The following is a 21591-nucleotide window of genomic DNA, read 5'->3' on the forward strand; positions in this document are numbered from 1 at the left end:
CATCGAGGCCTGGCGCACTGACTACAACTCGGTGCGCCCGCATAGCGCCTTGGGGCAGTTGGCGCCGGACCAATTCCGGCAATTGCATCAACCGAAAACCGGCGAGCCCACTAACTTACGAATGGTGTACTCGGCGGGGTAAGGTCAGAAGCACGATGGTGCGGTCAGCTTTCCGCCTGCCGCAACCGTCACCTACTGCACTCCATCTCCAGACGAATCATCCAAAATCGCTGCGAAATGAACGCTTTATTCAGCGCGTCCACGTAAAATTTGCGAACCCCCCATCTCTGCATTCAAAACGATGAACGCCGTCACCCAGGTAGCCCGGGCCGTTTGCCCACATGATTGTCCGGACACGTGCGCAATGCGTGTGACCGTCGAGGACGGCAAGGCGATCAAGGTCACGGGTGATCCTGACCATCCTCCGACGCAGGGCGTGTTGTGCACGAAAGTCAGCCGGTACGCGGATCGCGTTCACCATCCTGATCGCCTTACTGTCCCGCTCAAGCGAGTCGGCGCGAAGGGAGAAGGGCGCTTCGCGCCGATCAGCTGGAGCGAGGCATTCGACGAGATCGGACGCCGCCTTGGTGAAATCGCCGCGCGCGCGCCGGAAGCAATCGTGCCGTACAGCTATGCGGGAACGATGGGGCTCGTGCAGGGCGAGGGCATCGCCCAACGCTTCTTCCACAAGCTCGGCGCCTCGCGGCTGGAGCGCACGATATGCGCGGCAGCCGGCGCGGCGGGGCTGCGATACACGTACGGCGGTAGTGTCGGCATGCACCTCGAGTACTTCGAGGAAAGCGAGCTGATTCTGATATGGGGCGCGAATCCGATTGCATCGAGCCTGCATTTCTGGACCCGCGCGCAGGAAGCGAAGCGCCGTGGCGCGCGTCTTGTCGCGATCGACCCGTATCGTTCGCTGACCGCGGAGAAATGCCATCAGCACATCGCACTGAAACCCGGTACCGATGGTGCGTTCGCGCTCGGCATGATGCATGTGTTGATTACCGAAAACCTGCTCGATCACGATTACATCGCCGACCATACGCTCGGCTTTGACGCGCTCAAGGCGCGCGCGATGTCCTATCCGCCCGACCGCGTCGCGCAGATCTGCGGCATCGACGCGTCGGAGCTGGTCGATCTTGCACGTCGCTACGGCGCCACGCGCAAGGCGTCGATTCGCCTCAACTACGGGATGCAGCGCGTTCGCGGCGGCGGCAACGCCGTGCGTGCGATCGCCAGCCTGCCGGCGCTGACGGGGGCGTGGCGCGATCGGGCGGGCGGTCTGCTGCTCTCGTCGTCGGAATCTGCGCCGGTAGACCAGGCGGCGCTGCTGCGTCCGGATCTGATGCCGGGCTGGCCGCACAAGTTGCCGCGGATCATCAACATGAACGCGATCGGCGACGCGCTGCTGCATCCGGGCGACGCGACGTTCGGGCCGAAGATCGAAGCGGTGATCGTGTACAACTCGAATCCGGTGGCGGTCGCGCCCGATTCGTCGAAGGTGGCCGCGGGCTTCGCACGCGACGATTTGTTCACGGTCGTTCTCGAGCACTTCAAGACGGATACGGTCGATTTCGCCGACATCGTATTGCCGGCGACCACGCAGCTTGAACATCTGGACGTCCACAAGTCGTACGGCCATACCTACGTGATGGCGAACCTGCCGGCGATTCCGCCGGTGGGCGACGCGCGGCCGAACACGGAGATCTTTCGCGGGATCGCGCGCAGCATGGGGCTCGACGAACCCGCGCTCCATCACAGCGACGAAGAGGTCGCGCGCGCGGCGCTTCGCTGGGACGACCCGGCGCTCGACAGCGACTGGGACACGCTGAAGCGGGCCGGGTGGCTGAAGCTCAAGCTGCCGGAGGCGCCATTCGCGAATGGCGGTTTCCGCACGCCGTCCGGCAAGTGCGAGTTCTACAGCCCGCGGCTCGAGCAGATGGGCTTGGACCCGGTCCCCGACTACCTGCCGCCGTTCGAGTCGGCCGAAGCCGCGCCCGAGCTCGCCGCACGCTATCCGCTGGCGATGATTTCGCCGCCGGCCCGCCACTTCCTGAACAGCACGTTCGTGAACGTCGACAGCCTGCGTTCGACCGAAGGCGAGCCGCACCTCGACATGCACCCGTCCGATGCCGACGCGCGCGGCATCGCCGAGGGCGACGTCGTCCGCGTCTTCAACGACCGCGGCTCGATGCAGGCGCGCGCGCGAATCACCGATCGCGCGCGTGCCGGGCTCGTCGTCGGATTGTCGATCTGGTGGAAGAAGCTGTCGCCGGACGGCAGGAACGCGAACGAAGTGACGAGCCAGGCGCTGACCGATTTAGGGAATTCGGCGACGTTTTACGATTGTCTTGTGGAAGTTGAGCGGATTTGATCGAATATCGACGTATGATCAGACGAAATTGACATGGAAGTTCGAAGTGGACATCTAACCCTGTTGTCTCGGGGCGAGGGAGTCGTTACGATGCGTTTTAGCACGACCATTCGAAAATCTGTGAGGAGACGCGCGGTATGGACAAAATTTGGCTGAAATCGTACCCACCCGGCGTTCCAGCCGAAATTGACGCGTCTCCTTACCCGTCCGTCCCGGACCTGCTCGACGAGAGTTTTCGGCAGTATCGCGACCGTACCGCGTTCGTCTGCATGGGCAAGGGCATCACGTACGGCGAACTCGACAAGCTGTCGCGCCAGTTCGGCGCATGGCTGCAATCCCGTGGCCTGGCGCGCGGAGCGCGCGTCGCGATCATGATGCCGAACGTGCTGCAGTATCCGGTGACGATCGCCGCGGTCCTGCGCGCCGGCTACACCGTCGTCAACGTCAACCCGCTCTATACGCCCCGCGAGCTCGAGCATCAGCTGAAGGACAGCGGTGCGGAGGCGATCGTCATCCTGGAGAATTTCGCGTCGACGCTGCAGGCCGTCATCGGCAATACGGCCGTCAAGCACGTGGTCGTCGCATCGATGGGCGACCTGCTGGGCTTCAAAGGGTGGCTCGTCAATTACGTCGTGCGCAACGTGAAGAAGATGGTGCCTGCGTGGCAGTTGCCGTCGTTCACGCGCTTCAAGGCTGCGCTGTCGGACGGGGCGCGACAGGCGTTCAAGCCGCAGAAGATCGGCCCGGACGACGTTGCGTTCCTGCAGTACACGGGCGGCACGACCGGCGTCGCGAAGGGCGCGACGCTGCTGCACCGGAACATCGTGTCGAACGTGCTGCAGGCCGGCGCCTGGCACCAGCCCGCTCACGAGAAATACCCGGACGTGGAGCAGTTCGTGACGGTGGTCGCGCTGCCGCTGTATCACGTGTTCGCGCTGACCGTCTGCGGTTTCCTGACGATGCGCACGGGCGGCATGGGCATCCTGATTCCGAACCCGCGCGACATCGCCGGCATGATCAAGGAGCTGAAGGGCTACCAGATCTCGACGATTCCGGCCGTCAACACGCTGTACAACGCGTTGCTGAACCATCCCGAATTCGGTCAGCTCGACCTGTCGAAGCTCGTGATCGCCAACGGCGGCGGCATGGCGATCCAGGAAGGCGTCGCGAAGCGGTGGTATGAAAAGACCCATACCGCGATCATCGAAGGATACGGGCTGTCCGAAACGTCGCCGGTGGCGACCTGCAATCCCGTGACGGCCACCGAGTACAGCGGCACGATCGGCCTGCCGCTGCCGTCGACCGAAGTCGCGATCCGCGACGATGCCGGCAACGACGTCGCGCTCGGCGAGCCCGGCGAGATCTGCATCCGCGGGCCGCAGGTGATGGCCGGCTACTGGAACCGGCCCGACGAGACCGCGAAGGTCATGTTCGCGGACGGCTTCTTCAAGACGGGCGACGTCGGCGTGATGGATGCGCGCGGCTACGTGAAGATCGTCGATCGGAAGAAGGACATGATTCTCGTGTCCGGCTTCAACGTATATCCGAACGAAGTCGAGGACGTGGTGGCGTCGCACCCGGGCGTGTTCGAGGTGGCGGCGGTCGGTGTGCCGGACGAGCATTCCGGCGAAGCCGTGAAGCTGTTCATCGTGAAAAAGGATCCGGCGCTGACCGACAAGGACATCCTTGCCTACTGCAAGGAGCGGCTCACCGGATACAAGCGGCCGAAGCTGGTCGAATTCCGGACGGAGCTGCCGAAGACGAACGTCGGCAAGATCCTGCGGCGCGAACTGCGCGACGGACGCGCGTGACGTCACGATGCGCTTGAATGAAAAAAGCCCGGCCTGTGCCGGGTTTTTTATTTGCGGCTGCGGGTGGGCGATCGGAAGCGTGCGGGAAGCGGCGAGCTTGCGTCTCGACGTGGCGGCAGGGGACGGCGCCGCGCCCGCCGCCGCACCGGAAAAGAAAAAGGCGCCCGAAGGCGCCTTCAATATGCAGCGGCTTGTCAGGCAAGCTGATTAGAACTTGTGACGGATACCGACGCGTGCCGCAACCTGGTTGCTGGTGCTCGACCCGGCCAGACCGTTGATCGCCGCCGTAGCCTTCAGGATGTTGCCGTTCGAATCGAGCACGTTGCCCGATGCGTGCTGGTACACGCCGATCACGTAGACGTCGGTGCGCTTCGACAGGAAGTAGTCGACGCCCAGCGAGCCCTGGTGGTACTTGGCTGCCGAGTTGCCGTCGATCTTGCTGCCTTGCGTGTAGTCGTACGCCGCGCCGAGGATCAACGCCGGGGTCAACTGGTACTTGAAGTTGATTTCGCCGTTGTTGAACGTCGCGGTCTGGTTCACGAACGGGCCTGCGGAGAAGCCCTTGAACTTCGTGTTCGAGTACGTCGCGCCGATCGTCGCTGCGCCGAACGTGTACGCGCCGCCTGCACCGATGACCTGGTACGTGTTCGCGTTGTTCGCGTACGCGCCGTAGATCGGCGACGAGACCGACGACGACGCGGAGCCGTTGTTGAACATGCCGCCGAACTGGTTCGGCGTGCGCGCGTTCAAGTAACCGACGCCGAGGACCAGCGGGCCGTTGTTGTAGCCTGCGCCGAGCGACCAGACCTGGTTCTTCGAGAACTGGCCTGCCTGGCCGCCGAAGCTGTACAGGCCGCCGAACGTGAGGCCGCCGTAGCTCTGGCTCGTGAACTTGACCGCGTTGGTCACGCGATATGCGTTGTTGAAGTTGTCGAGGTCGCCCGGGTGAGCGGCGATGTAGCCGCCCCACTGGTCGCCTGCCTCGAGCGGGCCGACGAAGTCGACGACGGAGTCGTACTGACGACCCAGCGTGACCGTACCGTACGGGCTCGACAGGCCGACGTAAGCCTGACGGCCGAACATCAGGCCGCCCTGGCCGAGCCTGCCGCTGTTCACGTCGAAACCGTTTTCGAGGGTGAAGATCGCCTTCAGGCCGCCGCCGAGGTCTTCGGTGCCGCGCAGGCCGAAGCGGCTGCCTTGCATCACGCCGCTGGACAGACCGTACAGGTGCTTGCCGCCTGCGTTGTTGTTGAAGATGAAGCCTTCATCGATGATGCCGTAAAGCGTCACGCTGCTTTGCGCATGGGCAGCGCCAGCGAACGCGCCCAGCGCGACGAGCGCGAGAAGCGACTTTTTCATTAACGGATCTCCAAGAATCACTGAATTTTTTTGGCGGGGCGGATAGTTATGTTCTGTCGATGGGCCCCATCAACTTCGCAAGAAGTCGCACGTAATGTAGCAAAGCCGTTTTTTGCCACAAAGCGAAATGCTGCAGCTCAACGCCGCCATGTTTCCTTTATGCAACAATGGTTAAAATCACGGGTTAACCGCAATTTCCGCTGAATAATCAAGTCGGTTACGCAGCGGACTCGTGCCCTTGCCGCGTGCAGCGGCACCTGCAGCCAGGAGAACAGGATGGTGTTGGATGAACTGATCAGCGAATTCGATCGCGGCCTGCGGTCGCTGACCGGCATCAGCCGGATGAGCCGGCCCGTGCCCGCGCCGGCCGATGCGCCGGAGGTCGAGCTGACGCCCGCCGAGCGCACGCATGCGGCCGGCCTGATGCGTGTGAATCACGTCGGCGAGGTCTGTGCGCAGGCGCTCTACCAGGCGCAGAAGCTCACCGCGCGCTCGGCGTCGGCGAAGGCGATGTTCGAGGAGGCCGCGCGCGAGGAGGAGGATCACCTCGCGTGGACCGCGCATCGCCTGAAGGAACTCGACTCGCGCCCGAGCCTGCTGAATCCGCTGTGGTATGCGGGCGCGCTCGCGATCGGCGTGGCGGCCGGCACGCTCGGCGACAAGGTCAGCCTCGGCTTCATGGCCGAGACGGAACGGCAGGTCGAAAACCATCTCGAAGGCCATATGTCCGAACTGCCGGCGACCGACACCGCGTCGCGCGCGATCGTCGACCAGATGCGGATCGACGAGGTGAAGCACGGCAAGGCCGCGACCGACGCCGGCGGAATCGAGCTGCCGCTGCCCGCGCGGATGCTGATGCGCGCCGCATCGAAAGTCATGACGAGCACTGCGTACTATCTCTGAGATTTGCGCCGGAGCGGCGTGGGACGCACGCTCCGGTTCGCTGCCCCGATACCGCCGCTTACCCCTCGTTTTCCCGCCCCCGAAAGCCCCGTCCGCACGCCCGTCTGGCCCGTCTTTCTCACGTATCACCTTCACAAGTTGCACTAGCTCATTCATTTATAACGGTTTTTGGAATGAGGGGTCGCATGAGCATGTGCGCGTAAGTCCTTGTTCTAACTAACAAAATTCGTCAAAAAAGCGGGCCGCTCCCTTGACCGTGCCACACCCTTCCTCTAAAGTGGGAGACAGTGTGAGAAAGTGTATTTTTGTGTGATTTAGCAGGCCGTTCCGGCTAAATTCTCAGCATTGAGCGGGTGCTTCGGTGCCCTGAACGGGAGAGCGGAAAGTGTTCCAAGGGGCGTCGGCGCTGACGCTCGATGCGAAAGGGCGGATGTCGGTGCCGGCTCGCTATCGGGAAGCGCTGCAAGGACAGGCAGAAGGACGGGTGACTGTGACCAAGCACCCGGACGGCTGCCTGTTGCTGTTTCCGCGCCCCGAATGGGAAGTGTTCCGCGCCAAGATCGCCGCGCTGCCGATGGACGCGCACTGGTGGCGGCGGATTTTTCTCGGCAATGCGATGGACGTCGATCTCGACAGCGCGGGCCGGATTCTCGTATCGCCCGAGCTGCGCATGGCAGCCGGACTGGAAAAGGAAGTCATGTTGTTGGGAATGGGTAGTCACTTCGAGCTGTGGGATTCGCAGACCTACAACGCGAAGGAGCAGGCAGCGATGGCGCAGGGTATGCCCGACGCGCTGAAGAATTTCACGTTCTGATTGCGGTGACGGAGACGCCCGCGATGGGAAACGAACTGCGGCATCGGACGGTGCTGTTGGATGAGGCGGTCGAGTCGCTCGTGACGCGGCCGGACGGCGTGTACGTCGACGGCACGTTCGGGCGCGGCGGCCACAGCCGCGCGGTGCTCGCGCGGCTGGGGTCGGCCGGGCGGCTGATCGCGTTCGACAAGGATCCGAGGGCGATCGAGACGGCGCAGGGCATCGAGGATGCGCGCTTCTCGATCGTGCATGACAGCTTTGCATCGATGCGCGACGCGCTTGCGGCGCGCGGCGTCGAGAAGGTGTCGGGGGTGTTGCTGGACCTGGGCGTGTCCTCGCCGCAGGTGGACGATCCGGCGCGCGGCTTCAGCTTCCGCGCCGATGGTCCGCTGGACATGCGAATGGATCCGACGCGCGGCGAGTCGGCGGCCGAATGGCTCGCGCGGGCTTCGGTGCAGGAATTGACGGAGGTGATACGGGATTATGGGGAAGAACGGTTTGCTTTTCAGATTGCAAAGGCGCTTGTTGCTCGCCGGGCAGAGTCCGACCGTCTTGGGCCTCTCGACACCACGGGCGAGCTTGCCCAAATCGTGGGTCACGTCGTCAAAACCCGTGAGAAGGGCAAGGATCCGGCAACCCGCACCTTTCAGGCTATACGGATTCACGTCAATCAAGAGCTTGCGGACCTGCAAGTCGTACTAGACGCGGCATTGTCGTTGCTGGAGCAAGGGGGGCGGCTGGTGGTCATCAGCTTTCATTCACTCGAGGACCGGATCGTCAAGCGATTCATGCAGGCGCACGCGAGTGCGCCTGCGGTCGATCGTCGCCTGCCGATCCGCGCCGTCGACCTCCCGAGCCCGCCGCTCAAGATCGTCAGCCGCCAGTTTCCGAGCGAAGCGGAAGTCGCCGCGAATCCGCGCGCCCGCTCGGCCGTGATGCGCATTGCGGAGCGCGTCACGCCATGAGCCGTCTCAATATCTTCCTGCTGATCATCGTGATGGGTTGCGCGCTGTCGGTCGTCAACTCGACGAACCAGCAGCGCCAGATCTTCATCCAGCTGCAGCGCGCGCAGTCGCAGGAGCGTCAGCTCCAGCAGGACTACGCGCAGCTTCAATATCAGCAGAGCGCGCTGTCGAAGACGTCGCGCATCGAGCAGCTCGCGAACGATTCGCTGAAAATGCAGCCGATTTCGACCGGCCGCACGCAATACCTGACGCTGCCGCCGGGTGCCGCGAAGGCGGTCGACGCGCCGATTCCGGCGTCGGCCGACGCGGCCGGCAAGGGCAAGGGAGGCGCGCGATGAAGCCGTCCCCGAAGCGCCAGAACGTGAAGTTCTCGTCGAGCCCCGTGCTGGGCGTGCATCTGCCGATGTGGCGCTCGAAGCTCGTCGTGTTCCTGCTGTTCATGGCGTTCGTCGCGCTGGCCGCGCGGGCGTTCTGGATTCAGGGGCCCGGCAACGCGTTCTACCAGAAGCAGGGCGAAAGCCGCTACCAGCGCACGATCGAACTGCCCGCGACGCGCGGCAAGATCCTCGACCGTAACGGGCTCGTGCTCGCGACGAGCCTGCCCGTGCGCGCGATCTGGGCGATTCCCGACGCGGTGCCGGACGATCTCGACGCGGACAAGATCAACCAGCTCGGCAAGCTCCTCGGCATGACGTCGAAGGAACTGCGCGTGAAGCTGTCGGAAGACAAGGGCTTCGTCTACGTGAAGCGCCAGGTGCCGATCGACGTCGCGGACAAGGTCGCCGCGCTCGACATTCCCGGCATCTATCAGCGCAACGAATACAAGCGCTTCTACCCGGAAGGCGAGATCACCGCTCACCTGATCGGCTTCACGAACGTCGAGGACGAAGGGCAGGAAGGCGTCGAACTGGGCGACCAGAAGATGTTGTCCGGCACGTCGGGCATGCGTCGCGTGATCAAGGACCGGATGGGGCACATCGTCGAGGATGTCGCCGAGCAGATCCCGCCGCACAACGGCACCGACGTCGACCTGTCGATCGACAGCAAGATCCAGTACATCGCGTACGCGAACCTGAAGGCCGCCGTCGAGAAGTTCAAGGCGAAGGCCGGCGCGGCGATGGTCGTCGACGTGCGTACCGGCGAAGTGCTCGCCCTCGTCAACTACCCGACGTACAACCCGAACGACCGCTCGCGCATGACGGGCGAGCAATTGCGCAACCGGATCATGACCGACGTGTTCGAGCCGGGCTCGATCATGAAGCCGTTTACGGTCTCGCTCGCGCTCGACCTGCACCGCGTGACGCCGAACACGCTCGTCGAGACGGGCAACGGGCATTTCGTGCTCGACGGCGCGCCGATCACCGACGACGCAGGGTTCGGCACGCTGACGGTCGGCGGCGTGATCCAGAAGTCGAGCAACATCGGCGCGACGAAGATCGCGATGACGATGCGGCCCGAGGAAATGTGGAATATGTATACGAGCATCGGCCTCGGCCAGGCGCCGAAGGTCGGCTTCCCGGGCGCGGTGGCCGGCCGCCTGCGTCCGTGGAAGAGCTGGCGCCGCATCGAGCAGGCGACGATGTCGTACGGCTACGGCCTGTCGGTGTCGCTGTTCCAGCTCGCGCGGGCGTATACGGCCATCGCGCACGACGGCGAGCTGATGCCCGTGACCATTTTCAAGACCGACCCCAATCAGCCGATCGCCGGCACGCAGGTGTTCAACCCGACCACCGCGCGCGAAGTCCGCGCGATGCTCGAGACGGTGGTCGCGCCGGGCGGCACGTCGCCGGATGCGGCCGTGCCGGGCTATCGCGTCGGCGGCAAGAGCGGTACCGCGTACAAGCATGAAGGTCACGGCTACACGCGCAAGTACCGCGCATCGTTCGTCGGGATGGCGCCGATGCCGAATCCGCGCGTCGTGATCGCGGTGTCGGTCGACGAGCCGACGGCGGGCAGTCACTTCGGCGGCCAGGTGTCGGGCCCCGTATTCTCGGCGATCGCCGGCGACACGATGCGTGCGCTGAACGTCCCGCCGAACATGCCGATCAAGCAGCTCGTCGTGTCCGACGATTCGCCGGAATCGCCTGCCGCAAAGGGCCCGCAAAAGCTGGCTACGGGTAGCGGCGCGAAGCATATGATCGTATCCAGCACGACCCGTAATTCACCAGGAGTTGTTCGATGAGCGCCGCCCGCAGTTCCCATCCGGCGCATCAGCAGATCGCAGCCGCGCTTGCGTGGCTGCGTCAGCATGTGGCCCCCACGGCGCAACTGCATGCCGACACGCGCAGCCTCGAGGCTGGCGACGTGTTCGTCGCGTATGCGGTCGACGGGGCGGATAACCGCGCTTTCATGGCCGACGCCGTTGCACGTGGCGCGGCCGCCGTGCTGTATCAGCCGGAAGGGCTGGCCCACGCGCCGGTCGTACCTGTCGCGCTCGCGGTGCCGACGCTCGACCAGCTTGCCGGCGAGATCGCCAGCGGCTGGTACGGCGATCCGAGCGACGGCCTGCTCGCGATCGGTGTCACGGGCACGAACGGCAAGACGTCGTGCACGCAGTGGATCGCTGCCGCGCTGACGGCGCTGCACCAGCCGTGCGCGGTGATCGGCACGCTCGGCACCGGGATGCCGGGCCAGCTCGTGCCGACCGGCTTCACGACGCCCGACGCGCCGCAACTGCAGCGCAGCCTCGCGCAATTGCGCGACGCGGGCGCGCAGGCCGTGGCGATGGAAGTGTCGTCGCATGCGCTGCACCAGGGGCGCGTGAACGGGACGGCGTTCGACATCGCGGTGTTTACGAACCTCACGCAGGATCACCTCGACTATCACGGCACGTTCGACGCGTACGAGGCCGCGAAGGCGAAGCTGTTCGCGTGGCGCGGCCTGCGCGCGGCGGTGATCAACCGCGACGACGCGGCAGGCCGCCGCCTGCTCGAGAAACTGGCCGGCCGCGTACGCACGATCGCGTACGGGATCGGCGATGCGCCGGCGCCCGACGCCGATCGCGAGCTGGTCGCGCTCGACGTGCGCGCCACCGCGACGGGTACCGCATTCCACCTGCGTTCGTCGTGGGGCGACGCGGACGTCGAGGTCGGCACGCTCGGCACGTTCAACGTCAGCAATCTGCTCGCCGTGCTCGGCTCGCTGCTCGCGGCCGACGTGCCGTTCGACGCAGCCCTCGCCGAGATCGGGCGGCTCGAGTCGGTCAACGGCCGGATGCAGCGGCTCGGCGGCCGGCTGCAGAACGACGAACCGCTCGTCGTGATCGACTACGCGCATACGCCCGACGCGCTCGAGAAGACGCTCGACGCGCTGCGCCCGATCGCCGCGGCGCGCGGCGGCCGGCTGATCTGCATGTTCGGCTGCGGCGGCGATCGCGATGCGACGAAGCGCCCGCTGATGGGCGCGATCGCGGAGCGGCTCGCCGACGAAGTCGTCGTCACCAGCGACAACCCGCGCAGCGAGGATCCGCAGCACATCATCGACCAGGTCGTCGCGGGCATGACCGCCCCCGATCGCGCACGCCGTATCGAGGATCGCGCGAGCGCAATCCTGCAGGCCGTGCGCGGCGCCGCGCGCGAGGACGTCGTCGTGCTGGCCGGCAAGGGCCATGAGGCCACGCAGGAAATCATGGGCAAGAAACGCGCGTTCTCCGACCAGGATCACGCGCGGCTTGCGCTCGCCGCGCGCGCGACGCAGGGCAAGGGAGGTGCCGAATGACGATGCTCAGCCTCGGCGAAGCCGCCCGCCTGATTCCCGGCGCCACGGTCCACGGCGACGCGGGCGTCACGTTCGACCGCGTGTCGACCGACAGCCGCACGGTCGGCCGGGGCGACCTGTTCGTCGCGCTGAAGGGCGAGCGCTTCGACGCGCACGACTTCCTGGGCGACGTCGCCGCGCGCGGAGCGGCCGCCGCGCTCGTCGCGCACGCGCCGGCGGGCGTCGCGATGCCGATGATCGAAGGCGGCGAAACGCGTGCCGCGCTCGGCGCGCTCGCGCACGGCTGGCGGATGCGATTCCCGCTGCCGGTCGTCGCGGTGACGGGCAGCAACGGCAAGACGACCGTCAAGGAAATGATCGCGTCGATCTTCGCGGCGGCGGTCGGTGCCGACGCGCGGCTCGCGACGGCCGGCAACCTGAACAACGATGTCGGCCTGCCGCTGACGCTGCTGCGCCTGTCGGCCGCGCATCGTCTCGCGGTGATCGAGATCGGCATGAATCATCCGGGCGAGACCGAAGTCCTCGCGCGCCTCGCCGCGCCGACGGTCGCGCTCGTCAACAACGCGCAGCGCGAGCACCAGGAATTCATGGCGACGGTCGAAGCGGTCGCGCTCGAACACGCGGCCGTGATTCACGCGCTGCCGCCGGACGGCGTCGCGGTGTTCCCGGCCGACGACGCGTACGCAAGCATCTGGCGCGTCGCGGCGACCGGCAACCGGATCCTCGATTTCGCGCTGCACGACGCCGAACGGCAGAACGACGCGCAGGTCGTCGGTCACCTGCACGGCGGCGAGCTCGCGATCGACACGCCGGTCGGCGCCGTCACGGTGCGGCTGCGCGCGCTCGGCGAGCACAATGCGCGCAACGCGCTGGCCGCGACGGCCGCCGCGCTCGGCGCCGGCGTCGCGCTGTCGGCGATCCGGCAGGGTCTCGAATCGTTCGAGCCGGTCAAGGGCAGGCTGCAGGTGAAGCAGGCGAGCGTCGGCAGCCTCGCGGGCGCAACGGTCGTCGACGATACGTACAACGCGAACCCCGATTCGATGCGTGCCGCGATCGACGTGCTCGCCGCGCATCCGGCGCCGCGCGTGCTGGTGATCGGCGACATGGGCGAAGTCGGCGACGAAGGGCCGGCGTTCCACCGCGAGATCGGCGCGTATGCGCGCGAACGCGGAATCGACGCGCTGTTCGCGCTCGGCGATGCATCGCGCGACGCGTGCGCCGCATACGGCGATACGGCTCGCCATTTCGGCGACGTGGGCGCGCTCGTAGAGACGCTGCTCGCGGCCGGTTACGGCGCGCAGGCGACGGTGCTCGTGAAGGGCTCGCGGTACATGAAGATGGAGCGCGTGGTCGACGCGCTGACGAACCAACCCGCGGCGGGCACCGTGCCCGCCGCACACTGAGTAGAAGGAAGGAAGCATGCTGCTGGCGCTGGCGCAATGGCTGCAAGGAGACGCAAGCTTTTTGCGCTTGTTCACGTACCTCACGTTCCGTGCGGTGATGGCTACCATCACCGCGCTCGGGATCGGGCTCGTGTGCGGACCGTGGGTGATCCGCAAGCTGACGCAAATGAAGGTCGGGCAGGCCGTGCGCAAGGACGGCCCGCAGACCCACCTCGTCAAGTCCGGCACGCCGACGATGGGCGGCGTGCTGATCCTGATCGGCATCGCGGTCGCGACGCTGCTGTGGGGCGACCTGACGAACCGTTTCATCTGGATCGTGATGCTCGTCACGTTCGGTTTCGGCGTGATCGGCTGGGTCGACGACTACCGCAAGGTCGTCCACAAGGACCCGCGCGGGATGTCGTCGCGCGAGAAGTATTTCTGGCAATCGGTGATCGGGCTGTTCGCGGCCGTCTACCTCGCGTTCAGCGTGTCCGAGGCGAACAACGTGCGCGTGTTCGACCTGTTCATGGCATGGGTGCGGAGCGGCCTGTCGATGGGGCTGCCGGCGCGCGCCGACCTGATGCTGCCGTTCCTGAAGTCGATCAGCTATCCGCTCGGCGTGTGGGGCTTCATCGTGCTGACCTACTTCGTGATCGTCGGCGCGAGCAACGCGGTGAACCTGACCGACGGGCTCGACGGCCTCGTGATCATGCCGGTCGTGCTGGTCGGCGCGTCGCTCGGCGTGTTCGCGTACGTGATGGGCAGCGCGGTCTATTCGAAATACCTGCTGTTCCCGCACATCCCGGGCGCGGGCGAGCTGCTGATCTTCTGTTCCGCGATGGGCGGCGCCGGGCTCGCGTTCCTCTGGTACAACACGCACCCCGCGCAGGTGTTCATGGGCGACGTCGGCGCGCTGGCGCTGGGCGGCGCGCTCGGCACGGTCGCGGTGATCGTGCGCCAGGAAATCGTGCTGTTCATCATGGGCGGCATCTTCGTCGCGGAAACGCTGTCGGTGATGCTGCAGGTGTCGTGGTTCAAGTACACGAAGAAGCGTTACGGCGAAGGGCGGCGCCTGCTGAAGATGGCGCCGCTGCATCACCATTTCGAATTGTCCGGCTGGAAGGAAACGCAGGTGGTCGTGCGTTTCTGGATCATCACGCTGATGCTGTGCCTGTTCGGTCTGACCACCCTCAAGCTGCGGTAAAGGAAAGGTAACAAGGATGTCTGGCGAGATGTTTGGAGATCGGCAACGGCCGATGGTGCTCGTACTGGGGCTCGGGGAATCGGGTCTCGCGATCGCGCGATGGTGCGCGAGGCACGGGTGCCGGCTGCGCATTGCCGATACCCGCGAGGCGCCGCCGAACCTTGCCGCGCTGCAGGCCGAAGGCATCGATGCGGAATTCGTCGGCGGGGCGTTCACGCCCGCGCTGCTCGACGGCGGCGTCGAGATCGTCGGGCTGAGCCCCGGCCTGTCGCCGCTCGAACCGGCACTCGCCGCGCTGCTCGCGGCCGCGAACGAGCGCGGGGTCGCGGTGTGGGGCGAGCTGGAATTCTTCGCGCAGGCGCTGCGCGCGCTCGGCACGAGCGGCTACCAGCCGAAGGTGCTCGCGATTACCGGCACCAACGGCAAGACCACGACGACGAGCCTCACGGGCCTGCTGTGCCAGCGCGCGGGCAAGAAGGTCGCCGTCGCGGGCAACATCAGCCCGGCGATGCTCGACCGGCTCGCGAGCGCGATCGACGACACCGCGCTGCCCGACGTATGGGTGCTCGAACTGTCGAGCTTCCAGCTCGAGACCGCGCGCACGTTTGCACCCGATGCGGCCGCGATCCTCAACATCACGCAGGACCACCTCGACTGGCACGGCAGCTTCGACGCGTACGCGCAGGCAAAGGGCCGGATCTTCGGCGCGACGACGACGCGCGTGCTGAACCGCGACGACGCGGCCGTGATGAAGTTCGCGCCGGCAGCGGGCGCAGCCGACGCGCCGCGTACGGTCACGTTCGGCCTGAACGAACCGACGCAGGACGGCGACTACGGGCTGTCGCGCGACAACGGCATCGCGTGGCTGGTGGAAGCGGTCGATCGCGACGCGCCGGATGAAGGGGCGACGATGACGCGCCGGCGCAAGCGCGACGCCGCGCATACGCCCGACATCGCGCAGAAGCGCCTGATGCCGGCCGACGCGCTGCGCATCCGCGGGCTGCACAACGCGGCGAACGCGCTGGCCGCGTTCGCGCTCGCCCGCGCGATCGACTTGGCCGCCGCGCCGCTGCTGCACGCACTGCGCGAATATCGCGGCGAAGCGCACCGCGTCGAGGTGATCGCGACGATCGACGACGTCGACTATGTGGACGACAGCAAGGGCACGAACGTCGGCGCGACGGTGGCCGCGCTCGACGGGCTCGCGCAGAAGATCGTGCTGATCGCGGGCGGCGACGGCAAGGGGCAGGATTTCGCGCCGCTGGTCGCGCCGGTCGCGCGTTGGTGCCGCGCGGTGATGCTGATCGGCCGCGACGCGCCGGTGATCCGCGACACGCTCGCCGAAACGGGCGTGCCGCTCGCCGACCACACGACGCTCGAAGGCGCGGTGCGCGCGGCGGCCGAGCTGGCCGAGCCGGGTGACGCGGTGCTGCTGTCGCCCGCGTGCGCGAGCCTCGACATGTTCAGAAATTACGCCCATCGCGCGGAGGTGTTCCGCGCGGCGGTCGACGCAATCGCCCTCGGCAAAGGAGCGACGCCATGAGCTGGTCCGATCGCCTCGTCTCCCGTTTCAACGACCGGCGCGACACCGGCGGCAATGCCGCGGGCGGCCGCGTCGCGTCGGCCACGCGCGCCGCGACGGGCGGCCTCGCGAGCGTCGTCAACGGCGTGCGCCCGAGCCGTTCGCGGATGCTCGATTTCGACTATTCGCTGCTGTGGGTCGCGATCGCGCTGCTCGGGCTCGGCGTCGTGATGGTGTATTCGGCGTCGATCGCGATGCCCGATTCGCCGAAATACGCGTCGTATCACGACTACGCGTTCCTGATGCGCCACTGCGTGTCGCTCGCCGTCGCGTTCGTCGCGGCGGTGATCGCGTTCCGCGTGCCGGTGTCGACCTGGGACAAGTACGCGCCGCATCTTTTCCTGATCGCGCTCGTCGGCCTCGTGATCGTGCTGATCCCGCACGTCGGCAAGGGCGTGAACGGTGCGCGCCGCTGGATTCCGCTCGGCATCACCAACATGCAGCCGTCGGAAATCATGAAGCTCGCGGTGACGATCTACGCGGCGAACTACACGGTGCGCAAGCAGGAATACATGCAGAGCTTCGCGAAGGGCTTCCTGCCGATGGCGTTCGCGGTCGGCCTGGTCGGCGCGCTGCTGTTGCTCGAGCCCGACATGGGCGCGTTCATGGTGGTCGCCGCGATCGCGATGGGCGTGCTGTTCCTCGGCGGCGTGAACGGCAAGCTGTTCGGCGGCCTCGTCGCGACGGCGGTCGGCACCTTCACGATGCTCGTGTGGCTGTCGCCGTGGCGTCGCGAGCGGATCTTCGCGTATCTCGATCCGTGGGACGAGCGTTACGCGCAGGGCAAAGCCTACCAGCTCACGCACTCGCTGATCGCGTTCGGCCGCGGCGAGTGGTTCGGCGTCGGCCTCGGCGGCAGCGTCGAGAAGCTGAACTACCTGCCCGAAGCGCATACCGACTTCATCCTCGCGGTGATCGGCGAGGAGCTCGGCTTCGTTGGCGTGCTGGTCGTGATCCTGCTGTTCTACTGGATCGTGCGTCGTGCGTTCGAGATCGGCCGCCAGGCGCTCGCGCTCGATCGCACGTTCGCGGGCCTGATGGCGAAAGGCATCGGCATCTGGTTCGGGGCGCAGACGTTCATCAACATGGGCGTGAACCTCGGCCTCTTGCCGACCAAGGGCCTGACGCTGCCGCTCGTGAGCTACGGCGGGTCCGGCATCCTGCTGAACTGCGTCGCGCTCGCGGTGCTGCTGCGGGTCGACTACGAGAACCGGGTGCTGATGCGCGGGGGGAAGGTATGACCGCGTCGCAACGCACGCTGATGGTGATGGCAGGCGGCACCGGGGGCCACGTGTTCCCGGGGCTCGCGGTCGCGCACCGGATGGAAGCGGCGGGCTGGCGCGTCGTATGGCTCGGCAATCCGGCCGGGATGGAAGCGACGCTCGTGCCGAAGCACGGCATTCCGATGGAGTACGTGCGCTTCGGCGGGCTGCGCGGCAAGGGCCTGAAGGCCAAGCTGACCCTGCCGGTCAACCTGCTGCGCGCATGCTGGCAGAGCCTCGGCGCGCTGCGCCGCGTGCGGCCGGACGTCGTGCTCGGGATGGGCGGCTACATCACGTTCCCGGCGGGCGTGATGACCGCGCTGTCGGGGCGTCCGCTCGTGCTGCACGAGCAGAATTCGATCGCGGGCTTGACGAACAAGGTGCTCGCGAAACTCGCGAAGCGCGTGCTCGTCGCGTTCCCCGGCGCGCTGCCGCATGCGCAATGGACGGGTAATCCGATTCGCGCGGAACTCGCGCACACCGAACCGCCCCACGCACGCTACGCGTCGCGCAGCGGCCCGCTGAACGTGCTGGTCGTCGGCGGCAGCCTCGGGGCGGCCGCGCTGAACGAGGTCGTGCCGCGCGCGCTGGCGCTGCTGGCGCCGGGCGAGCGCCCGCGCGTCGTGCACCAGGCCGGCGTGAAGCACATCGATGCACTGAAGGCGAATTACGAAGCGGCCGGTTTCGCGGCCGGCGAAGACGTGCGGCTCGTGCCGTTCATCGACGACATGGCGGCCGCGTATGCGGCGGCCGATCTGGTGATCTGCCGGTCGGGCGCGATGACGGTGTCGGAGATCGCGGCGGTGGGCGTGGCGGCGCTGTTCGTGCCGTTCCCGTACGCGGTCGACGATCACCAGACGACCAACGCCGCGTTCCTCGCCGACGCGGGCGCGGCCGTGCTGGTGCAACAACGCGACCTGTCGGCGGAACTGCTCGCCGACTGGCTGCGCGGCCAGTCGCGGGCATCGCTCGCGGACATGGCGGAACGTTCGCGCGCGCTCGCGAAGCCCGAGGCCACCGACGAAGTCGCGCGCGTCTGCGCGAAGGCGGCCGGCGCGAACCTGGAAATACTGCAATGAAACACATCGTCAAACACATTCATTTCGTCGGGATCGGCGGCGCGGGCATGAGCGGCATCGCCGAAGTGCTCGTCAACCTCGGCTACGCGGTCAGCGGCTCGGACCTGTCGCGCAACGCGGTGACCGATCGCCTCGAGGCGCTGGGCGCGCGGGTCGCGATCGGCCACGACGCGGCGAACATCGAGGGCGCGAACGCGGTCGTCGTGTCGACGGCCGTGCGCTCGGACAACCCGGAAGTACTGGCCGCGCGCGCAAAGCGCGTGCCGATCGTGCAGCGCGCGGTGATGCTGGCCGAACTGATGCGCCTGAAGCAGGGCATCGCGATCGCCGGCACGCACGGCAAGACCACGACGACGAGCCTCGTCGCGAGCGTGCTCGCGGCGGGCGGGCTGGATCCGACCTTCGTGATCGGCGGCCGGCTGATCAGCGCCGGCGCGAACGCACGGCTCGGCACGGGCGACTTCATCGTCGCCGAGGCCGACGAGTCGGATGCGTCGTTCCTGAACCTGTATCCGGTGATCGAGGTCATCACGAACATCGACGCCGACCACATGGACACCTACGGCCACGATTTCGCGCGGCTCAAGCAGGCGTTCATCGAATTCACGCAGCGCCTGCCGTTCTACGGCAGCGCGGTCGTGTGCGTCGACGATCCGAACGTGCGGCAGATCATCCCGTTCATTTCGAAGCCGGTGGTGCGCTACGGCCTGTCGCCGGACGCGCAGGTGCGCGCGGAAGACATCGACGCGCGCGACGGCCGGATGCATTTCACGGTGATCCGCGAAGGTCGCGCGCCGCTCGCGGTGGTGCTGAACCTGCCGGGCCTGCACAACGTGCAGAACGCGCTCGCGGCGATCGCGATCGCGACCGATCTCGGCGTGTCGGACGACGCGATCCAGCAGGCGCTGGCGGAATTCAACGGCGTCGGCCGGCGTTTCCAGCGTTACGGCGAAGTGCCGAGCGCGGACGGCGGCCAGTACACGCTGATCGACGACTACGGTCATCACCCGGTCGAGATGGCGGCGACGATCGCGGCCGCGCGCGGCGCATTCCCGGGCCGCCGGCTCGTGCTGGCGTTCCAGCCGCACCGCTACACGCGCACGCGCGACTGCTTCGACGATTTCGTCAACGTGCTGTCGACGGTCGATGCGCTGGTGCTGACGGAAGTCTACGCGGCCGGCGAGGCCGCGATCCCGACGGCCAGCGGCGACGCGTTGTCGCGCGCGCTGCGCGCGGCGGGGAAGGTCGACCCGGTGTTCGTCGCGACGGTCGACGACGTGCCGGACGCATTGGCGAAGGTCGCGCAGAACGGCGACGTGGTGATCACGATGGGTGCGGGTTCGATCGGCGGCGTGCCGGCGAAGCTCGTGCAACACATTCAACAGAAGGCATGACATGAGCGGGATCGATCCGAAACGTTTCGGCAAGGTGGCAGTGTTGTTCGGCGGCGAATCGGCCGAGCGCGAGGTGTCGCTCACCTCGGGCCGCCTCGTGCTGCAGGGCCTGCGTGACGCAGGCGTCGACGCGCATCCGTTCGACCCGGCCGAGCGGCCGTTGTCGGCGCTGAAGGACGAAGGCTTCGTGCGCGCATTCAACGCGCTGCACGGCGGCTACGGCGAGAACGGCCAGATCCAGGGCGCGCTCGATTTCTACGGCATTCGCTATACGGGCAGCGGCGTGCTCGGGTCGGCGCTCGGCCTCGACAAGTTCCGCACGAAGCTCGTGTGGCAGCAGACGGGCGTGCCGACGCCGCCGTTCGAAACGGTGATGCGCGGCGACGACTACGCGGCGCGTGCGACGGACATCGTCGCGAAGCTCGGTCTGCCGTTGTTCGTGAAGCCGGCGAGCGAAGGCTCGAGCGTCGCGGTGCTGAAGGTGAAGACGGCCGACGCGTTGCCCGCCGCACTGTCGGAAGCCGCGACGCACGACAAGATCGTGATCGTCGAGAAGAGCATCGAAGGCGGCGGCGAATACACCGCGTGCATCGCCGGCGATCTCGACCTGCCGCTGATCAAGATCGTGCCGGCGGGCGAGTTCTACGACTACCACGCGAAGTACGTCGCCGACGATACGCAGTACCTGATCCCGTGCGGCCTGCCGGCGGAACAGGAAGCGGAACTGAAGCGCATCGCGCGCCGCGCGTTCGACGTGCTCGGCTGCACCGACTGGGGCCGCGCGGATTTCATGCTCGACGCGGCAGGCAATGCGTATTTCCTGGAAGTGAACACGGCCCCCGGAATGACCGACCACTCGCTGCCGCCGAAGGCGGCGCGCGCGGTCGGCATCGGCTATTCGGAGCTGGTCGTGAAGGTGCTGTCGCTCACGCTCAACGACTGACGCAGGAACGGAACGACGTATGTGGAACAACGTTCGCCAACTCAACCTTGCCGCCAGCGCGCTGTACGCGCTGCTGCTGCTCGTGTTGGCGGCGGCCGGCTGCTACTGGCTGATCCAGCGCCCGACGTTCGCGCTGCGGGAAATCCGGATCGACGGCGACACCGAGCACATCAATTCGCCGACGGTGCGCGCCGGCGTGGTCGGCCGGCTGAAGGGCAATTTCTTCACGGTCGATCTCGATGCGGCGCGCGCCGCGTTCGAGCAGATGCCGTGGGTGCGTCACGCGAGCGTGCGCCGCGTGTGGCCGAATGCGCTGGCTGTCACGCTCGAGGAGTACAAACCGCTCGGGACCTGGGGCAGCGATCAGCTGGTGAGCGTCGACGGCGAGCTGTTCACCGCGAACCAGGGCGAGCTGGAGCAGGAACTGCCGGCGTTCGACGGCCCGGAAGGCAGTGCGAAGGAAGTCGTCATGCGGTATCGCGACTTCGGGAAATGGTTTGCGCCGCTGAAGGCGGCGCCGGAAGAAGTGACGCTGTCGGCGCGGTACGCGTGGACGGTGAAGCTGTCGAACGGCATGCAGGTGGAGCTGGGCAAGGAGCGCAACAGCGACACGCTGCATGACCGGAGCCAGCGCCTGGTGGCCGCGTGGCCGGCCGTCACGGAGCGTTGGGGCAACGACATCGAGTACGCGGATCTGCGTTATCCGAACGGATTCGCGATTCGCGCGGCGGGCATGCGGTTCCTGACCGATACCGACAAGCGCAAGAAGTAACGAGAGATCACACGCAAGAGCACT

General features: G+C 66.7%; 18 protein-coding genes. 17 read left to right on the forward strand and 1 reads right to left on the reverse strand.

Annotation, left to right across the window (positions count from 1 at the left end; translation table 11 throughout):
* Positions 1-301 precede the first annotated feature (301 nt).
* From HWX62_RS28470 to HWX62_RS28480, 3 genes are all read left to right on the forward strand, one after another.
* The gene (locus HWX62_RS28470) at positions 302-2377 is read left to right on the forward strand and encodes a molybdopterin oxidoreductase family protein (RefSeq protein ID WP_175985297.1); all 2076 of its coding nucleotides are present in this window, start codon (positions 302-304) and stop codon (positions 2375-2377) included.
* A gap of 137 nt (positions 2378-2514) precedes the next feature.
* A complete protein-coding gene (locus HWX62_RS28475) occupies positions 2515-4188 on the forward strand; it encodes a long-chain fatty acid--CoA ligase (protein ID WP_175933336.1) in 1674 nt (557 codons plus the stop codon).
* Between the two features lie 7 nt (positions 4189-4195).
* The gene (locus HWX62_RS28480; protein ID WP_175933335.1) at positions 4196-4399 is read left to right on the forward strand and encodes a hypothetical protein; all 204 of its coding nucleotides are present in this window, start codon (positions 4196-4198) and stop codon (positions 4397-4399) included.
* Here the strand turns inward: HWX62_RS28480 and HWX62_RS28485 are convergent.
* A complete protein-coding gene (locus tag HWX62_RS28485) occupies positions 4396-5547 on the reverse strand; it encodes a porin (RefSeq protein ID WP_175933334.1) in 1152 nt (383 codons plus the stop codon). The genes HWX62_RS28480 and HWX62_RS28485 overlap by 4 nt on opposite strands.
* Positions 5548-5823: 276 nt before the next feature.
* On the opposite strand from HWX62_RS28485, the gene coq7 reads away from it, so the two are divergent.
* The 14 genes from coq7 to HWX62_RS28555 all read left to right on the forward strand — a co-directional run bounded on the left by coq7 (position 5824) and on the right by HWX62_RS28555 (position 21567).
* Positions 5824-6450, forward strand: coding sequence for a 2-polyprenyl-3-methyl-6-methoxy-1,4-benzoquinone monooxygenase (gene coq7, locus HWX62_RS28490; RefSeq protein ID WP_175933333.1), 627 nt, complete (start codon positions 5824-5826; stop codon positions 6448-6450).
* Between the two features lie 385 nt (positions 6451-6835).
* On the forward strand, positions 6836-7264 hold the full coding sequence (mraZ, locus tag HWX62_RS28495) for a division/cell wall cluster transcriptional repressor MraZ (protein ID WP_006487094.1): 429 nt from the start codon (positions 6836-6838) through the stop codon (positions 7262-7264).
* A 23-nt stretch (positions 7265-7287) separates the two neighbouring features.
* On the forward strand, positions 7288-8229 hold the full coding sequence (rsmH, locus tag HWX62_RS28500) for a 16S rRNA (cytosine(1402)-N(4))-methyltransferase RsmH (protein WP_175927556.1): 942 nt from the start codon (positions 7288-7290) through the stop codon (positions 8227-8229).
* Positions 8226-8567 (forward strand): cell division protein FtsL, encoded by a 342-nt coding sequence (gene ftsL, locus HWX62_RS28505; RefSeq protein WP_175927557.1) that lies wholly within the window; start codon positions 8226-8228, stop codon positions 8565-8567. Before rsmH ends, ftsL begins: the two co-directional genes overlap by 4 nt.
* Positions 8564-10411 (forward strand): penicillin-binding protein 2, encoded by a 1848-nt coding sequence (locus tag HWX62_RS28510; protein WP_175927558.1) that lies wholly within the window; start codon positions 8564-8566, stop codon positions 10409-10411. The genes ftsL and HWX62_RS28510 overlap by 4 nt, the downstream gene beginning before the upstream one ends.
* The gene (locus tag HWX62_RS28515) at positions 10408-11946 is read left to right on the forward strand and encodes a UDP-N-acetylmuramoyl-L-alanyl-D-glutamate--2,6-diaminopimelate ligase (RefSeq protein WP_175927559.1); all 1539 of its coding nucleotides are present in this window, start codon (positions 10408-10410) and stop codon (positions 11944-11946) included. Before HWX62_RS28510 ends, HWX62_RS28515 begins: the two co-directional genes overlap by 4 nt.
* A complete protein-coding gene (gene murF / locus HWX62_RS28520; RefSeq protein WP_175927560.1) occupies positions 11943-13349 on the forward strand; it encodes a UDP-N-acetylmuramoyl-tripeptide--D-alanyl-D-alanine ligase in 1407 nt (468 codons plus the stop codon). Before HWX62_RS28515 ends, murF begins: the two co-directional genes overlap by 4 nt.
* Positions 13350-13365: 16 nt before the next feature.
* Positions 13366-14535 (forward strand): phospho-N-acetylmuramoyl-pentapeptide-transferase, encoded by a 1170-nt coding sequence (gene mraY, locus HWX62_RS28525; protein WP_006477019.1) that lies wholly within the window; start codon positions 13366-13368, stop codon positions 14533-14535.
* 28 nt (positions 14536-14563) lie between these two features.
* Positions 14564-16078, forward strand: coding sequence for a UDP-N-acetylmuramoyl-L-alanine--D-glutamate ligase (murD, locus tag HWX62_RS28530; RefSeq protein WP_175927561.1), 1515 nt, complete (start codon positions 14564-14566; stop codon positions 16076-16078).
* The gene (gene ftsW, locus HWX62_RS28535) at positions 16075-17358 is read left to right on the forward strand and encodes a putative lipid II flippase FtsW (protein ID WP_059500900.1); all 1284 of its coding nucleotides are present in this window, start codon (positions 16075-16077) and stop codon (positions 17356-17358) included. The genes murD and ftsW overlap by 4 nt, the downstream gene beginning before the upstream one ends.
* Positions 17355-18458, forward strand: coding sequence for an undecaprenyldiphospho-muramoylpentapeptide beta-N-acetylglucosaminyltransferase (gene murG / locus HWX62_RS28540; protein ID WP_175927562.1), 1104 nt, complete (start codon positions 17355-17357; stop codon positions 18456-18458). Before ftsW ends, murG begins: the two co-directional genes overlap by 4 nt.
* A complete protein-coding gene (gene murC, locus HWX62_RS28545; protein ID WP_175927563.1) occupies positions 18455-19852 on the forward strand; it encodes a UDP-N-acetylmuramate--L-alanine ligase in 1398 nt (465 codons plus the stop codon). The genes murG and murC overlap by 4 nt, the downstream gene beginning before the upstream one ends.
* Position 19853: 1 nt before the next feature.
* A complete protein-coding gene (locus HWX62_RS28550) occupies positions 19854-20795 on the forward strand; it encodes a D-alanine--D-alanine ligase (protein WP_175927564.1) in 942 nt (313 codons plus the stop codon).
* A 19-nt stretch (positions 20796-20814) separates the two neighbouring features.
* Positions 20815-21567 carry a cell division protein FtsQ/DivIB gene (locus tag HWX62_RS28555; RefSeq protein ID WP_175927565.1) on the forward strand — a complete coding sequence of 251 codons (753 nt, stop codon included), beginning with the start codon at positions 20815-20817 and terminating at the stop codon, positions 21565-21567.
* Positions 21568-21591 lie beyond the last annotated feature (24 nt).

Origin of the sequence: Burkholderia sp. BCC0506 (assembly GCF_902833145.1) — a bacterium.
In the GTDB taxonomy this organism is placed as follows: domain Bacteria; phylum Pseudomonadota; class Gammaproteobacteria; order Burkholderiales; family Burkholderiaceae; genus Burkholderia.

Excerpts from the sequence above, each read along its gene's own strand:
- HWX62_RS28470 (WP_175985297.1), top strand. The coding sequence starts at position 302 with ATGAACGCCGTCACCCAGGTAGCCCGGGCCGTTTGCCCACATGATTGT.
- HWX62_RS28475 (WP_175933336.1), top strand. The coding sequence starts at position 2,515 with ATGGACAAAATTTGGCTGAAATCGTACCCACCCGGCGTTCCAGCCGAA.
- HWX62_RS28480 (WP_175933335.1), top strand. The coding sequence starts at position 4,196 with ATGCGCTTGAATGAAAAAAGCCCGGCCTGTGCCGGGTTTTTTATTTGC.
- HWX62_RS28485 (WP_175933334.1), bottom strand. The coding sequence starts at position 5,547 with ATGAAAAAGTCGCTTCTCGCGCTCGTCGCGCTGGGCGCGTTCGCTGGC.
- coq7 (WP_175933333.1), top strand. The coding sequence starts at position 5,824 with ATGGTGTTGGATGAACTGATCAGCGAATTCGATCGCGGCCTGCGGTCG.
- rsmH (WP_175927556.1), top strand. The coding sequence starts at position 7,288 with ATGGGAAACGAACTGCGGCATCGGACGGTGCTGTTGGATGAGGCGGTC.
- ftsL (WP_175927557.1), top strand. The coding sequence starts at position 8,226 with ATGAGCCGTCTCAATATCTTCCTGCTGATCATCGTGATGGGTTGCGCG.
- HWX62_RS28510 (WP_175927558.1), top strand. The coding sequence starts at position 8,564 with ATGAAGCCGTCCCCGAAGCGCCAGAACGTGAAGTTCTCGTCGAGCCCC.
- HWX62_RS28515 (WP_175927559.1), top strand. The coding sequence starts at position 10,408 with ATGAGCGCCGCCCGCAGTTCCCATCCGGCGCATCAGCAGATCGCAGCC.
- murF (WP_175927560.1), top strand. The coding sequence starts at position 11,943 with ATGACGATGCTCAGCCTCGGCGAAGCCGCCCGCCTGATTCCCGGCGCC.
- mraY (WP_006477019.1), top strand. The coding sequence starts at position 13,366 with ATGCTGCTGGCGCTGGCGCAATGGCTGCAAGGAGACGCAAGCTTTTTG.
- murD (WP_175927561.1), top strand. The coding sequence starts at position 14,564 with ATGTTTGGAGATCGGCAACGGCCGATGGTGCTCGTACTGGGGCTCGGG.
- ftsW (WP_059500900.1), top strand. The coding sequence starts at position 16,075 with ATGAGCTGGTCCGATCGCCTCGTCTCCCGTTTCAACGACCGGCGCGAC.
- murG (WP_175927562.1), top strand. The coding sequence starts at position 17,355 with ATGACCGCGTCGCAACGCACGCTGATGGTGATGGCAGGCGGCACCGGG.
- murC (WP_175927563.1), top strand. The coding sequence starts at position 18,455 with ATGAAACACATCGTCAAACACATTCATTTCGTCGGGATCGGCGGCGCG.
- HWX62_RS28550 (WP_175927564.1), top strand. The coding sequence starts at position 19,854 with ATGAGCGGGATCGATCCGAAACGTTTCGGCAAGGTGGCAGTGTTGTTC.
- HWX62_RS28555 (WP_175927565.1), top strand. The coding sequence starts at position 20,815 with ATGTGGAACAACGTTCGCCAACTCAACCTTGCCGCCAGCGCGCTGTAC.